The organism is Serratia sp. FS14, from assembly GCF_000695995.1.
Classification (GTDB): Bacteria; Pseudomonadota; Gammaproteobacteria; order Enterobacterales; family Enterobacteriaceae; genus Serratia; species Serratia nematodiphila.
This window is the reverse complement of sequence record NZ_CP005927.1, coordinates 873,601-886,538: the sequence shown is the minus strand read 5'-3', so window position 1 is coordinate 886,538 and position 12,938 is coordinate 873,601. Positions and strand designations below refer to the sequence as shown.

Here is a 12,938-nt window from a genome sequence, read left to right as displayed (position 1 = left end):
GCTTATGCGGTGCGGTTCAACCAGGCCATGTACTCTTTCACGCCTTCGGCGACCGTTTTGAACGGTGCGTTGTAGCCGGCGGCGCGCAGCTTGGTCAGATCGGCCTGGGTGTACGCCTGATAGCGGCCTTTCAGCTTCTCCGGGAACTCGATGTATTCCACAGCGCCTTTCTGGTGGAAGTCCACCACCGCGTCGGCTACCGCCTGGAAGGTTTCCGCTCGGCCGGTGCCGCAGTTGAAGATGCCGGATTTGCCGGTTTCCCAGAACCACAGGTTAACCGCCGCCACGTCGCCGACGTAGATGAAGTCACGCTTGAAGTTTTCGCTGCCGGCGAACAGTTTCGGGTTTTCGCCGCGGTTGATCTGGGTATTCAGGTGGAAGGCGACGCTGGCCATGCTGCCTTTGTGGCCTTCGCGCGGGCCATAAACGTTGAAGTAGCGGAAGCCGCAGATCTGCGAGTCCGCTTCCGGCAGGATCTCGCGCACGTACTGATCGAACAGGAATTTGGAGTAGCCGTAAACGTTGAGCGGCGCTTCATACTCACGCTCTTCGATGAACTCTTCGCGGCCGCCGTAAGTGGCGGCGGAGGAGGCATACAAGAACGGGATTTCGCGATCCAGGCAGTAGTGCAGCAGGTCTTTGGAGTACTGATAGTTATTGTCCATCATGTACTTGCCGTCCCACTCGGTGGTCGCGGAGCAGGCGCCTTCGTGGAACACCGCTTCGATCTCGCCCAGATCGTCGCCGGCCACGATGCTGGCGATAAAGTCTTCTTTATCGATATAGTCGGCGATATCCAGATCGACCAGGTTGACGAACTTGGTGCCGTCTTTCAGGTTATCCACCACCAGGATATCGCGATATCCCTTGTCGTTCAGTGCCTTAATGATGTTGCTGCCGATCATGCCGGCGCCGCCTGTGACGATAATCATTGGGTTACCCCTGCTAAGCTGCCTGGCGGGGCACAATGCCCCACGCTCAATGGCGGTTATAATAGCATTTCATGCCGCGGCAAACAGCGGAAGGGCTCCGAATATCCCGCATTGCCATTGAAGTCCGCCGTTTGCCGTGATATCTGCTGCAATTTTAATATTCTCTCCCGCGCATTCTCGTCAGTTTGGTTACAAATCAGTAAAATATGCCGCAAATAGCCCAATCCTGGAGATAACCGAATGTCAGCGTCTTTTTATCAGCAGTTGGAACAACAGCTTGCCGCCACGCGCAGTGAAGGGCTGTTCAAGGAAGAACGCATCATCACCTCCGCGCAACAGGCGGATATCGCCGTCGCCGACGGCAGCCATGTGATCAACTTCTGCGCCAATAACTACCTGGGCCTGGCCAACCACCCGGCGCTGATCGCCGCCGCCAAGTCGGGCATGGACAGCTACGGTTTCGGCATGGCGTCGGTGCGCTTCATCTGCGGCACCCAGGACAGCCACAAGCAGCTGGAACAGAAACTGGCGGCCTTTTTGGGCATGGAAGACGCGATCCTGTACTCCTCTTGCTTCGACGCCAACGGCGGGCTGTTCGAAACCCTGCTCGGCCCGGAAGACGCCATTATCTCCGATGCGCTGAACCACGCGTCGATCATCGACGGCGTGCGCCTGTGCAAGGCCAAGCGTTATCGCTATGCCAATAACGACATGACCGAGCTGGCCGCGCAGCTCAAGCAGGCCAAAGCCGACGGCGCGCGTCACATCCTGATCGCCACCGACGGCGTCTTCTCGATGGACGGCGTGATCGCCAACCTGAAAGGGGTTTGCGATCTGGCGGACGAATACCAGGCGTTGGTGATGGTGGATGACTCTCACGCGGTGGGCTTTGTCGGCGCCAACGGGCGCGGCACCCATGAATACTGCGAAGTGATGGGCCGCGTCGATATCATCACCGGTACGTTAGGCAAAGCGCTGGGCGGCGCGTCCGGCGGCTACACCGCCGCCAAGAAAGAAGTGGTGGAGTGGCTGCGCCAGCGTTCGCGCCCGTACCTGTTCTCCAACTCGCTGGCGCCGGCGATCGTCGCCGCGTCGATCAAAGTGCTGGAACTGCTGGAAGAGGGCGATGCCCTGCGCGATCGCCTGTGGGCCAATGCGCGTCTGTTCCGCGAAAAAATGACCGCCGCCGGCTTCACGTTGGCCGGCGCCGATCACGCCATCATCCCGGTGATGCTGGGTGAGGCGAAGTTGGCGCAGGAATTCGCCAATGCGTTGCTCAAGGAAGGCATCTATGTGACCGGTTTCTTCTATCCGGTGGTGCCGAAAGGCCAGGCGCGCATCCGCACCCAGATGTCCGCCGACCACACCCCGGAGCAAATCGAACGCGCAGTGGCGGCGTTTACACGTATCGGTAAGGATCTTGGCGTTATTGCATAAGGTAAAACCATGAAAGCACTGTCAAAACTGAAAGCGGAAGAAGGGATTTGGATGACCGACGTGCCTCAGCCGGAGCTGGGCCACAACGACATCATGATCAAAATCCGCAAAACCGCGATCTGCGGCACTGATGTGCATATCTACAACTGGGACGAGTGGTCGCAAAAAACCATTCCGGTTCCGATGGTGGTCGGCCATGAATACGTGGGCGAAGTGGTGGCGATCGGTCAGGAAGTCAAAGGCTTCAACATCGGCGATCGCGTGTCCGGCGAAGGCCACATCACCTGCGGCCACTGCCGCAACTGCCGCGGCGGCCGCACGCACCTGTGCCGCAACACCGTCGGCGTGGGCGTGAACCGCCCGGGCAGCTTCGCGGAATACCTGGTGATCCCGGCGTTCAACGCCTTCAAGATCCCGGATAACATCTCCGATGAACTGGCTTCGATCTTCGATCCGTTCGGTAACGCGGTGCATACCGCGCTGTCGTTCGATCTGGTCGGGGAAGACGTGCTGGTGTCCGGCGCCGGCCCGATCGGCATTATGGCGGCGGCGGTGTGCAAACACGTCGGCGCCCGCCATGTGGTGATCACCGACGTTAACGAATACCGCCTGGAACTGGCGCGCAAAATGGGCGTGACCCGTGCGGTGAACGTCAGCAAGGAAAACCTCAGCGACGTGATGGCCGAACTGGGCATGACCGAAGGGTTCGACGTCGGCCTGGAAATGTCCGGCGCGCCGCCGGCGTTCCGCACGCTGCTCAATGCGATGAACCACGGCGGGCGCATCGCCATGCTGGGCATTCCGCCTTCGGATATGTCGATCGACTGGAACCAGGTGATTTTCAAGGGGCTGTTTATCAAAGGGATTTACGGCCGCGAAATGTTTGAGACCTGGTACAAGATGGCGGCGCTGATCCAGTCCGGTCTGGATTTGACCCCGATCATCACCCACCGTTTCTCGATCGACGAGTTCCAGCAGGGCTTCGACGCCATGCGCTCCGGCAAGTCGGGCAAAGTGGTGCTGAGCTGGGATTGATCTCGGCAGGCGTGAAAAGGGCCGGAATTCCGGCCCTTTTTTTATGCTTGCGGTTTGGTTTGCGTCCAGTGCTGCCAATGACGCTTGATGAAGGTCACCGGCGGCGAGGTGGCAATGCTGTCGGCGATAACGCCCAGCGCGGTGCCGGCGTTGGCTTTTTCCTTCGGCGGTTTGACCTTGCACTGCTTGATGCCGCCGCTGAACGGGTTCTTCGGCTGCGGTTTTTGCGGTTTGACCGGCGGCGGAACGTAGCTGCCACCGCCGTTGCCCTGCGGTTCGTTCAGCAGCGCGCTCGGTTTGACCAGCACGATATCGGCGGGCAGCGACGGCAGCATCTGCTGCAGCACTTTCACCGTCGCCGGGCGCGGGTGGCCGATGGCGATGGCGGAACCGTTGCGCCGCGCCAATTCGACCGCGCGGTTGAACTGGCGGCGGATATCGGCTTCGTTCGCGGTATCGTCGAGGAACACCCTGCGTTTGATCACTTTCACGCCGGTGCCGGCCGCGGCGCGGGTCGCCTGGCTGCTGCCGATGGTCATGCTGTCGAGGAAATACAGACGATAGCTTTCGAGCGCCTGCATCACGTTCTGCATGCCCGGCAGGCTGGAGGTCATGGCGCTGCCCATGTGGTTGTTCATGCCGACCGCGTAGGGCACGTTGTTCACCGCGTTGCGGATGATGCGCTGGATCTCGTCGCTGCTCATGGAAGGCTGCAGGGTATCGCGTTCCAGCGGCTGCTTGCTGAGCGGCGCCATCGGCATGTGGATCAAGACTTCGCGGCCCTGGCTGTGGGCGCGGGTGGCCATCAGGCGGGCATGCGGCGCGTTGGGCAAGACTGCGACCGAGATCGCCGTCGGCATTTGCAGCACCGCGTTTTCTTCGTGAGGGCGGTAGCCCACGTCATCGATGACGATGGAGAGTTTTCCTGCCTGCGCAGCGTAAACCTGCAGCAGACAGCCGATTAACAAAGCTGTACGGGTTTTGACATAACGCAAATCTATCTTCCCAACCACGGCAGTGGGTTAACCGCCTGTCCCTGACGACGGATTTCGAAATAGAGCGACGGCGTTCCCTGGCCGCCGCTGGTGCCGACCAGAGCGATCGGCTGGCCGGCGCGCACCTGCGCCCCGACGTTGACCAACGCGCTTTGGTTGTAGCCGTACACGCTCATGTCGCCTTTACCGTGTTCGACCACCACCATCAGGCCATAGCCTTGCAGCCAGTCGGCCAGCAGCACGCGGCCATCGGCGACGGCTTTCACTTCGCTGCCTTCGCGGGCTTCGATCACCATGCCTTTCCAGCGTAGCTCGCCCTGCTGCTGCTCGCCAAAGCCGTGCAGCGTGCGGCCGCGCACCGGCCACATCAGCTGGCCGGCCGGACGACCGAGGCCGCCGGTTCGCGCCATCAGCGAGCGATCGGCTTCGCTAGGTTTGTAGGTGGTGCCGGTTTTCTTCGCCTGCTGTTCCTTGATGCGCACCTGTTCGCGCACCTTGGCCGCTTCACGCGCTTCGCGTTCGGCGCGCGCACGGGCTTCGCGCTCCGCTCGGGCGATCTTGTCGCGCATGCGGGCTTCGTTTTGGCGCAGTTCCACCAGGCGTTGTTGGTCTTTTTCCAGCGAGGCTTCCAGCGCGGTCAGCGTTTTCTTGCGGGCGCCGCGCGCCTGCTCCAGCTTCTGCTGCTGCGTCTGTTGTTCGCTCAGTAAGGATTTTTGCTGGCCCTGTTTGGCCACCAGCGTGGTTTTTTGCTTCGCCAGCTCGGCGCGGGTCTGTTTCAGCTCTTCGATGGTTTTCTGGCGCGCTTCGTTCAGATAACCGAAATAGGCCAGAATACGTTCGCTGCGCTGGCTTTCTTCACCGCTGAGGATCAGCTGCACGGCGCTGTGCTGCCCTTGCCGGAAGGCGGCGTCGAGCTGTTTGGCGAGGAGGTTTTGCTGGGTCGATTGCTGTTTTTGCAGTTTGGCTATCGAGGCGTTCAGGCCGGAAATGTCCTTGCCCAACTGGGTGAGCGTGCCCTGGGTGTCGCGCAACTGGCGGCTGGCCTGGGCGATGGTTTTTTCCTGCTGCCGCAGCTGATCCTGCAGCGAGCTGCGCTGCTGTTGCTGCTGCTTCACCGCCTTTTCTTTCTCGGCGATGCTCTGCTGGATGTCTTTCAGCTGGGATTTATTGTCTTCCGCCGCCTGGCCGGCGAGCGGCAACAGCAAGACGCCAGCGCAAAATACGCTGGCGCACATGGCGGTGAACGTCCTTGGCGCGGTGCGTTCAGGCAGCGGCCGGCTGCCTGCGTTTGCGCTTCGGGTTACCCTTGATAGTGCAAAAAACGCCTTCTCCCTCATGGAGAAGGATTATTCCACGATGAACAGCGGCTTACCAGTCATCTCTTGCGGGATTTCCATTCCCATCAGCGTTAACAGGGTTGGCGCGATGTCCGAAAGCTTGCCGCCTTCGACCGCGCGCGCCGGTTTGCCGACGTAAATCAGCGGCACCGGCAGGCTGGTGTGGGCGGTGTGCGCCTGGCCGGTGGCCGGATCGCGCATCTGCTCGGCGTTGCCGTGATCGGCGGTGATCAGCAGTTGGCCGTCGACGTCGCGCACCGCGTCAACCACCTGAGCGATGCAGGCGTCCAGCGTTTCCACCGCTTTGACCGCCGCTTCATACACGCCGGTATGCCCCACCATGTCACCGTTCGGGTAGTTGCAGATGATGGCGTCGTATTTGCCGCTGCGGATGGCGCTCAGCAGCTTGTCGGTCAGCTCGGCGGCGCTCATCTCCGGCTGCAGATCATAGGTGGCGACCTGTGGCGAGTTGACCAGCACGCGGTCTTCGCCCTTGAACGGCGCTTCCACGCCGCCGTTATAGAAGAAGGTGACGTGGGCGTATTTTTCGGTTTCCGAGATGCGCAACTGGGTTTTGTCGTGCTTCATCAACCATTCGCCGAAGGTGTTGGCCAGCGGCGCCGGCGGATAGGCGCAGGCGGTCGCGATGTCGGCGGCGTATTCGGTCAGCATCACGAAATCGCCGAACTGCACCTGCTTGGCGCGCGGGAAACCGTCGAAGTCGGCGTTCACGAAAGCGCGGGTGATCTGGCGCGCGCGATCGGCGCGGAAGTTCATGAAGATCAACGCGTCGCCGTCCTGCATTGCGGCATCGGCCTCACCGGCGGCGCGGATCACGGTCGGTCTGACGAACTCGTCGTTTTCACCGCGCTGATAAGCAGCCTGCAGGCCGGCGATCGCATCCTCGGCCACGGAATCGCCTTTGGCTGCGGTCAGCAGGTCATAGGCCAGCTGCACGCGATCCCAGCGGTTGTCGCGGTCCATCGCGTAGTAGCGGCCGATCAGCGAGGCGATGCGCCCGACGCCCAATGCGGCGAAGGCGTCGCGGCAGCGTTGCAGCAGGGCTTCGGCGCTGCGCGGCGGCGTGTCGCGCCCATCAAGGAAGGCATGCAGATAAATGGCTTTGGCGCCGCGTTGGGCGGCCAGCTTGATCATGGCCAGGATGTGCTCGTCATGGCTGTGCACGCCGCCCGGCGACAGCAGACCCATGATATGCACCGCCTTGCCGGCCGCTATGGCCTTATCGACGGCGGCGGTCAGCACCGGGTTGGTGAAGAAGTCGCCGTCGGCGATCGCTTTGTCCAGCCGGGTCAGATCCTGGTACACGATGCGCCCGGCGCCCAGATTGACGTGGCCGACTTCGGAGTTGCCCATTTGCCCATCGGGCAGGCCGACATCCAGCCCGGAGGCGGCGATCAGCGTATGCGGCTGCTCCCGCCACAGACGATCCATCACCGGGGTGCCGGCGTTCAGGATCGCGTTGTCCTGTCGCTCTTCACGGTGGCCGTAACCGTCCAGGATCACCAGGACCATCGGTTTTTTGTTGTTCGACATTGCATTGACCTCTTATGAACTTTTTAAGCTGCGAATAGCCATGCGCCCCCGCAAGCATGGCTATTCGCCCTCGAAAAACCGGCTGATTTTACACCGCCGCCGGCGATAAATAGCCCCAAGAGATCAAGGTTGCGGCGAATCGCGCGGGCTTTTATGCTCTGACCTCGGGAATTTCTCAGCGCAGCCCGCAGTTTCTACAATCGCGCTTGCTTATTGGCTGTATTTGCCGCACTCGGCAGGTATACTCTGGAACCTTGACTTATTTATCCCTTAACTGACGGGAGTTGTTACACCCCATGCTGCAAGAAATTATGCCATTCGTAAGCAGACACCCTATTCTGAGCCTGGCTTGGATCGCTCTGCTGGTCGCCGTGATCGTCATGACCTTCAAAAGCCGTTTCTCCAAGGTCAAAGAGATCGCCCGCGGTGAAGCCATTCGCCTGATCAACAAAGAAGAAGCCGTGGTGGTCGACACCCGCAGCCGCGACGATTTCCGCCGTGGTCACCTGGCCAACGCCATCAACCTGACCGCCAGCGAAATCAAAAACGGCAGCCTGGGCGAGCTGGAAAAACACAAAGCGCAGCCGATCATCGTCGTGTGCGCCAACGGCACCGCCTCCCGCGAGCCGGCGGAGAACCTGAGCAAGGCCGGTTTTGAAAAGGTGACTATGCTGAAAGACGGCATTGCCGGCTGGAGCGGAGAAAACCTGCCGCTGGTGCGCGGTAAGTAACCGTTTAACCTATTTGAGGTGGCAATCCATGGCTAACATTGATATCTACACCAAAGCGACCTGCCCGTTCTGCCATCGCGCCAAGGCGCTGTTGAACAGCAAGGGCGCGGCGTTTAACGAGATCGCCATCGACGGCGATAACGCCAAGCGCGAAGTGATGATCGAGCGCAGCGGGCGCACCACCGTGCCGCAGATTTTCATCGACGGCCGGCATATCGGCGGCTGCGATGATTTATATGAACTCGATGCTCGCGGCGGCCTGGATCCGCTGCTTTAAGCAGCTTGCCGGTTCACCGAGTGTCAATAAGGACGTTTAACCAAGGGTATTACTCACATGTCAGAACAAAACAGCACCGAAATGGCTTTCCAGATCCAACGTATCTATACCAAGGATATCTCCTTCGAAGCGCCGAACGCGCCGCAGGTTTTCCAGCAGGAATGGCAGCCGGAAGTTAAACTTGATCTGGATACCGCGTCCAGCCAGCTGGCTGACGAAGTGTATGAAGTGGTACTGCGCGTAACCGTGACGGCGACCCTGGGCGAAGAGACTGCGTTCCTGTGCGAAGTGCAGCAGGCTGGCATCTTCTCGGTAGCAGGCATCGAAGGCACGCAGCTGGCGCATTGCCTGGGTGCATACTGCCCGAACATCCTGTTCCCGTATGCGCGCGAGTGCATCACCAGCCTGGTTTCCCGCGGCACCTTCCCGCAGCTGAACCTGGCACCGGTCAACTTTGACGCGCTGTTCATGAACTATCTGCAGCAGCAGGCGGAAGGCGAAGGTGCCGCACCACATCAGGATGCCTGATGAACACCGTCAATGCTTCAATGACTGTTATCGGTGCCGGCTCGTACGGCACCGCATTGGCCATTACGCTGGCGCGTAACGGCCATCCCGTGGTGTTGTGGGGACATAACCCCGCGCAAATTCAAACGTTGCAGCACGATCGCTGCAATCAGGCGTTTCTGCCTGACGTTCCCTTCCCCGATACCCTGCTGCTCGAAGCCGATTTGGCGCGTGCGCTGGCCGCCAGCCGCGACGTGCTGGTGGTGGTGCCGAGCCACGTGTTCGGCGACGTGCTGCGCCAGCTGAAGCCGCATCTGCGCCCGGATGCCCGCATCGTGTGGGCCACCAAAGGGTTGGAAGCGGAAACCGGCCGCTTGCTGCAGGACGTGGCGCGTGAGGCGTTGGGCGAGGCGATCCCGCTGGCGGTGCTCTCCGGGCCGACGTTCGCCAAAGAGCTGGCCGCCGGCCTGCCGACGGCGATCGCGCTGGCGGCGACCGATGCGCAGTTCGCCGACGATCTGCAACAGCTGCTGCACTGCGGCAAGAGTTTCCGCGTCTACAGCAATCCCGACTTCATCGGTGTGCAGCTTGGCGGCGCAGTGAAGAACGTGATCGCCATCGGCGCCGGCATGTCCGACGGCATCGGTTTCGGCGCCAATGCCCGTACCGCGTTGATTACGCGCGGGCTGGCGGAAATGAGCCGTCTGGGTTCTGCGCTGGGCGCCGATCCCTCGACGTTCATGGGCATGGCGGGGCTGGGGGATCTGGTGCTAACCTGCACGGACAACCAGTCGCGCAACCGTCGCTTCGGCATTATGCTGGGGCAGGGTAAAGGCGTGCAGGAAGCGCAGGACAGTATCGGTCAGGTGGTCGAGGGCTATCGCAATACCAAAGAGGTGTTGGCGTTGGCGCAGCGGCACGGTGTGGAAATGCCGATCACCGAACAGATTTATCAGGTGCTTTACTGCCACAAGGACGCCCGCGAAGCGGCGCTGAGCCTGCTGGGGCGAGCCCGAAAGGACGAAAAACCCAGCGCGTGACATAAAACGATATGTCGGGGCAGCGGAATGCTGACCCCGCAAATGACCTGGGCCGCTTCGCGCTACCGTGTGAAGCGGCCCGTTTGGCAAGGTAAAGGGGTATGTGATGTCGTCAGAAGAGTTGGAACAGGTCTGGAACAGCATTAAATCAGAAGCGCGAGCACTGGCTGATTGTGAACCGATGCTGGCCAGCTTTTTCCATGCGACGTTGCTCAAGCACGAGAACCTGGGCAGCGCGCTCAGCTATATGCTGGCCAACAAGCTGGCCACGCCGATCATGCCCGCCATCGCGGTGCGTGAGGTGGTGGAAGAGGCCTACAAGTCTGACAACCAGATGATCGTTTCGGCGGCGCGCGATATCCTCGCGGTGCGCCTGCGCGACCCGGCGGTCGATAAATACTCCACGCCGCTGCTTTACCTGAAAGGGTTCCACGCGCTGCAGGCTTACCGCATCGGCCACTGGCTGTGGCAGCAAGGGCGGCAGGCGCTGGCTATCTACCTGCAAAATCAAATTTCCGTCGCCTTCGGCGTAGACATCCACCCGGCGGCGACCATCGGTTGCGGCATCATGCTCGACCACGCCACCGGCATCGTGATCGGTGAAACGGCGGTGGTGGAGAACAACGTCTCTATCCTGCAATCGGTCACCCTGGGCGGTACCGGTAAAACCAGCGGCGACCGTCACCCGAAAATCCGTGAAGGGGTGATGATTGGCGCAGGCGCCAAAATTCTCGGCAATATCGAAGTGGGCAAGGGCGCGAAGATCGGTGCGGGCTCGGTGGTCTTGCAGGCGATACCGCCGCACACCACCGCCGCCGGCGTGCCGGCGCGCATCGTCGGGCGGCCGGAGAGCGATACGCCGTCGATGGATATGGACCAATACTTCAACGGCACCAACCACGGCTTCGAGTACGGCGACGGCATCTAAGCCGCGCCTGCGGGTCCATTCAGGGGGAGCTTCGGCTCCCCCTGTGTTTTTCAGGCGGCGGTCAGCCCTGTTTCGGGAACGTGACGATATCGTTGACCATGTCATCGATCGCCGCTTTGACTTCTTGTTCCGTGACTGGCGCGCTGTCGTTGTTGACGGTTTTGCCGTAACTCTTGCGCACCACTTCCAGCACCGTTTTACCGCTATCCTGATCGATCAACTGCGCTTCCAGGAACAGCGTGGTGTTTTGCGTCCGGTGGCCAGTGGCGGCCATGGTGCTGGCCACCACGGCCGCTACCGGCACCACTTCATAGAATTTCATATCCTCATCTTCGGCAGACACGGCGGTAATCGCGACTTTGGCCAACAGCACGCGGGAACCTGTCGGGTTATTCAAAACGGTAGTGCGCTCGGCCACCGCTTTTCTCACGCTTTGGTCGGTATAGTTTCTAATTTTGTCCAGCGTTTGTTGGCTGACGCGGGCGGTGGGTTTAGCCGCCGGGTAATAAACCACGGGAGCGACATACACGCCGCGATAATTCGACTCTTTAAAGGTGGGATCGATCCAACGCAGCGTTTTATGGCCGCTTGGCGAGCTGGTTTCCTGCAGCTTGCTGTAGTCCGGTAGGAACCCCGAATATTGATTCGTTTGGGTGACTTTGGACGAGCAGCCCGCCAGCAACAGGCCCGCCGCCAGAACCGCCATGGCAACGCTCAAACGTTGTTTCTTCATATGGTTTCCTATGATGAGTGGTGATTACCCTTACAAAACATAGCGCATTATCTGCGCCTCATCGGGCTTTTTCGGGGCCGGGCGTGCCCTGCTGCGGCCTTTTTTCAGGATCGTGATGCGCCGCCGGTTTTCGCCGCCAGTGCCGGTGATAAGGCGGCGAGCAAGGCGTCCGCGCTGACCAGCGCCTGGCGTTGCTCAGCTTGCCACCGGGGCAACAAGGGCCAGAGATCCGCCTGATGTTCGGCTTGCAGGCACCAAACCTCCCGGTCGTGCCAATCACCGAGGGCGTTCTGCGCCGCTTTCAGGCTCGCCATCGCGGCGGGGGAGAGAGGAAGGCGCTGCGGATAGGCTTCAGCCGCGTAACGCAGGCGTTTTATCAGCAGCCGCAGGCGGTGGCGATCGTAGCCGGTATCGGCCAATGCCCGGCACAATTGCCGTTGTTGGCGCTGCAGGCGTCGGTTCACACGGTGTTTGGCAGCGCGTTGCGCGCTGCGGCGAAAGCGGCGCGGCCAGGCGTGCAAAAGCGAGGGAAAGCCGATGAGCTGCGGATGGGTGAGCAGTTGACGGTAGCGGGCCTGAAATTCGCTCTGGCGCACGTTAGCCTGCCAATCGAGGCGATGTAGCGCCAGTTCGGCGATCAGCACCTCGAGATCGCGCAGCGGCGTCGTGAGCCTGCCCAATTCGGCGGCGGCCCGATCGAGCCGGGTTGCGCCGGGGCAGCCGCGTAACGGGCGCAGCAGGCTGCGAATGCGGCGCAGACAGACGCGCAAATCGTGCAGCGCTTCGCTGTCTTGCGCCTGTTGCAGCCGCAACAGCGCCTCGTTCAGCGCCGGTTCGAGCCGGCGAAGCTGAGTGACAATCTCTGCGATGAAAGCCATGTGCCGTGCCTGGAGAGGATGACTCTTCCAGTATGGCGCGACGTCGCGGATTACGCCTTGATCAGCGCACCGGCATAGTCCAGCTGCCGCCAGGCTTCATACACCACCACCGATACGGCATTCGACAGGTTCATGCTGCGGCTTTGCGCCTGCATCGGGATGCGGATTTTTTGCTGCGCGGGCAGCGCATCGAGGATGTCGGCAGGCAACCCGCGCGTTTCCGGGCCGAACAGCAGGTAGTCGCCGGCCTGGTAGCTGACGGCGCTGTGCGCCGGCGTGCCCTTGGTGGTGAGGGCAAACAGCCGCTGCGGGTTTTCAGCGGCGAGAAAGGCGGCGTAATCGGCATGGCGGCTGACGCGGGTGAACTCATGATAGTCCAGCCCGGCGCGGCGCAGGCGTTTGTCGTCCCACGGGAAACCCAGCGGTTCGATCAGGTGCAGATTAAAGCCGGTATTGGCGCACAGGCGGATGATATTGCCGGTATTGGGTGGAATTTCGGGTTCAAATAAAACGATGTTCAGCATGTTGCAGGCCCCTCGTGAACGAGGGGCGCA

General features: G+C 61.0%; 14 protein-coding genes. 7 read left to right on the top strand and 7 right to left on the bottom strand.

Features of this window, described 5'->3' with window-relative positions; translation table 11 throughout:
* Window positions 1–2: 2 nt before the first annotated feature.
* Entirely contained in the window at window positions 3–932 is a 930-nt protein-coding gene (gene rfaD / locus L085_RS04090; RefSeq protein ID WP_044030115.1) for an ADP-glyceromanno-heptose 6-epimerase, read from the bottom strand.
* A 240-nt stretch (window positions 933–1,172) separates the two neighbouring features.
* Here rfaD and kbl point away from each other — a divergent pair, with 240 nt between their 5' ends.
* Both kbl and tdh read left to right on the top strand, forming a co-directional pair.
* The gene (gene kbl / locus L085_RS04085; protein WP_044030113.1) at window positions 1,173–2,369 is read left to right on the top strand and encodes a glycine C-acetyltransferase; all 1,197 of its coding nucleotides are present in this window, start codon (window positions 1,173–1,175) and stop codon (window positions 2,367–2,369) included.
* Window positions 2,370–2,378: 9 nt separating this feature from the next.
* A complete protein-coding gene (tdh, locus tag L085_RS04080; RefSeq protein ID WP_004931152.1) occupies window positions 2,379–3,404 on the top strand; it encodes an L-threonine 3-dehydrogenase in 1,026 nt (341 codons plus the stop codon).
* Between the two features lie 41 nt (window positions 3,405–3,445).
* Here the strand turns inward: tdh and L085_RS04075 are convergent, their stop codons facing one another.
* Genes L085_RS04075 through gpmM form a run of 3 tightly spaced genes read right to left on the bottom strand, consistent with a single transcriptional unit; the run spans window position 3,446 to window position 7,290 of the window.
* A complete protein-coding gene (locus tag L085_RS04075; protein WP_044030112.1) occupies window positions 3,446–4,399 on the bottom strand; it encodes a divergent polysaccharide deacetylase family protein in 954 nt (317 codons plus the stop codon).
* 2 nt (window positions 4,400–4,401) lie between these two features.
* Window positions 4,402–5,736, bottom strand: a complete 1,335-nt coding sequence (gene envC / locus L085_RS04070) for a murein hydrolase activator EnvC (protein ID WP_028128084.1) — start codon at window positions 5,734–5,736, stop codon at window positions 4,402–4,404.
* 9 nt (window positions 5,737–5,745) lie between these two features.
* On the bottom strand, window positions 5,746–7,290 hold the full coding sequence (gene gpmM, locus L085_RS04065; RefSeq protein ID WP_044030110.1) for a 2,3-bisphosphoglycerate-independent phosphoglycerate mutase: 1,545 nt from the start codon (window positions 7,288–7,290) through the stop codon (window positions 5,746–5,748).
* 296 nt (window positions 7,291–7,586) lie between these two features.
* Between gpmM and L085_RS04060 the strand changes: the two genes are divergently transcribed.
* The 5 genes from L085_RS04060 to cysE all read left to right on the top strand — a co-directional run bounded on the left by L085_RS04060 (window position 7,587) and on the right by cysE (window position 10,773).
* The gene (locus L085_RS04060; RefSeq protein ID WP_015379424.1) at window positions 7,587–8,021 is read left to right on the top strand and encodes a rhodanese-like domain-containing protein; all 435 of its coding nucleotides are present in this window, start codon (window positions 7,587–7,589) and stop codon (window positions 8,019–8,021) included.
* Between the two features lie 28 nt (window positions 8,022–8,049).
* Window positions 8,050–8,298, top strand: a complete 249-nt coding sequence (gene grxC, locus L085_RS04055; protein ID WP_004931142.1) for a glutaredoxin 3 — start codon at window positions 8,050–8,052, stop codon at window positions 8,296–8,298.
* A gap of 57 nt (window positions 8,299–8,355) precedes the next feature.
* Window positions 8,356–8,826 carry a protein-export chaperone SecB gene (gene secB, locus L085_RS04050; RefSeq protein ID WP_004931139.1) on the top strand — a complete coding sequence of 157 codons (471 nt, stop codon included), beginning with the start codon at window positions 8,356–8,358 and terminating at the stop codon, window positions 8,824–8,826.
* The gene (gene gpsA / locus L085_RS04045) at window positions 8,826–9,845 is read left to right on the top strand and encodes an NAD(P)H-dependent glycerol-3-phosphate dehydrogenase (RefSeq protein WP_004931136.1); all 1,020 of its coding nucleotides are present in this window, start codon (window positions 8,826–8,828) and stop codon (window positions 9,843–9,845) included. Before secB ends, gpsA begins: the two co-directional genes overlap by 1 nt.
* Before the next feature lie 106 nt (window positions 9,846–9,951).
* On the top strand, window positions 9,952–10,773 hold the full coding sequence (gene cysE, locus L085_RS04040) for a serine O-acetyltransferase (protein WP_004931135.1): 822 nt from the start codon (window positions 9,952–9,954) through the stop codon (window positions 10,771–10,773).
* 61 nt (window positions 10,774–10,834) lie between these two features.
* On the opposite strand, the gene L085_RS04035 is transcribed toward cysE, so the two are convergent.
* The 3 genes from L085_RS04035 to trmL form a co-directional block, all read right to left on the bottom strand.
* The gene (locus L085_RS04035) at window positions 10,835–11,506 is read right to left on the bottom strand and encodes a DUF3313 domain-containing protein (RefSeq protein WP_004931134.1); all 672 of its coding nucleotides are present in this window, start codon (window positions 11,504–11,506) and stop codon (window positions 10,835–10,837) included.
* A gap of 104 nt (window positions 11,507–11,610) precedes the next feature.
* Window positions 11,611–12,384: a CHAD domain-containing protein gene (locus L085_RS04030; protein WP_044030108.1), complete on the bottom strand. Its 774-nt coding sequence runs from the start codon at window positions 12,382–12,384 to the stop codon at window positions 11,611–11,613.
* Window positions 12,385–12,434: 50 nt separating this feature from the next.
* Window positions 12,435–12,908, bottom strand: a complete 474-nt coding sequence (gene trmL, locus L085_RS04025; RefSeq protein WP_004931130.1) for a tRNA (uridine(34)/cytosine(34)/5-carboxymethylaminomethyluridine(34)-2'-O)-methyltransferase TrmL — start codon at window positions 12,906–12,908, stop codon at window positions 12,435–12,437.
* Between the last annotated feature and the right edge of the window lie 30 nt (window positions 12,909–12,938).

Coding starts and splice junctions, on each gene's coding strand:
- rfaD (WP_044030115.1), bottom strand. CDS start 932: ATGATTATCGTCACAGGCGGCGCCGGCATGATCGGCAGCAACATCATT.
- kbl (WP_044030113.1), top strand. CDS start 1,173: ATGTCAGCGTCTTTTTATCAGCAGTTGGAACAACAGCTTGCCGCCACG.
- tdh (WP_004931152.1), top strand. CDS start 2,379: ATGAAAGCACTGTCAAAACTGAAAGCGGAAGAAGGGATTTGGATGACC.
- envC (WP_028128084.1), bottom strand. CDS start 5,736: ATGAGGGAGAAGGCGTTTTTTGCACTATCAAGGGTAACCCGAAGCGCA.
- gpmM (WP_044030110.1), bottom strand. CDS start 7,290: ATGTCGAACAACAAAAAACCGATGGTCCTGGTGATCCTGGACGGTTAC.
- L085_RS04060 (WP_015379424.1), top strand. CDS start 7,587: ATGCTGCAAGAAATTATGCCATTCGTAAGCAGACACCCTATTCTGAGC.
- grxC (WP_004931142.1), top strand. CDS start 8,050: ATGGCTAACATTGATATCTACACCAAAGCGACCTGCCCGTTCTGCCAT.
- secB (WP_004931139.1), top strand. CDS start 8,356: ATGTCAGAACAAAACAGCACCGAAATGGCTTTCCAGATCCAACGTATC.
- gpsA (WP_004931136.1), top strand. CDS start 8,826: ATGAACACCGTCAATGCTTCAATGACTGTTATCGGTGCCGGCTCGTAC.
- cysE (WP_004931135.1), top strand. CDS start 9,952: ATGTCGTCAGAAGAGTTGGAACAGGTCTGGAACAGCATTAAATCAGAA.
- L085_RS04035 (WP_004931134.1), bottom strand. CDS start 11,506: ATGAAGAAACAACGTTTGAGCGTTGCCATGGCGGTTCTGGCGGCGGGC.
- L085_RS04030 (WP_044030108.1), bottom strand. CDS start 12,384: ATGGCTTTCATCGCAGAGATTGTCACTCAGCTTCGCCGGCTCGAACCG.
- trmL (WP_004931130.1), bottom strand. CDS start 12,908: ATGCTGAACATCGTTTTATTTGAACCCGAAATTCCACCCAATACCGGC.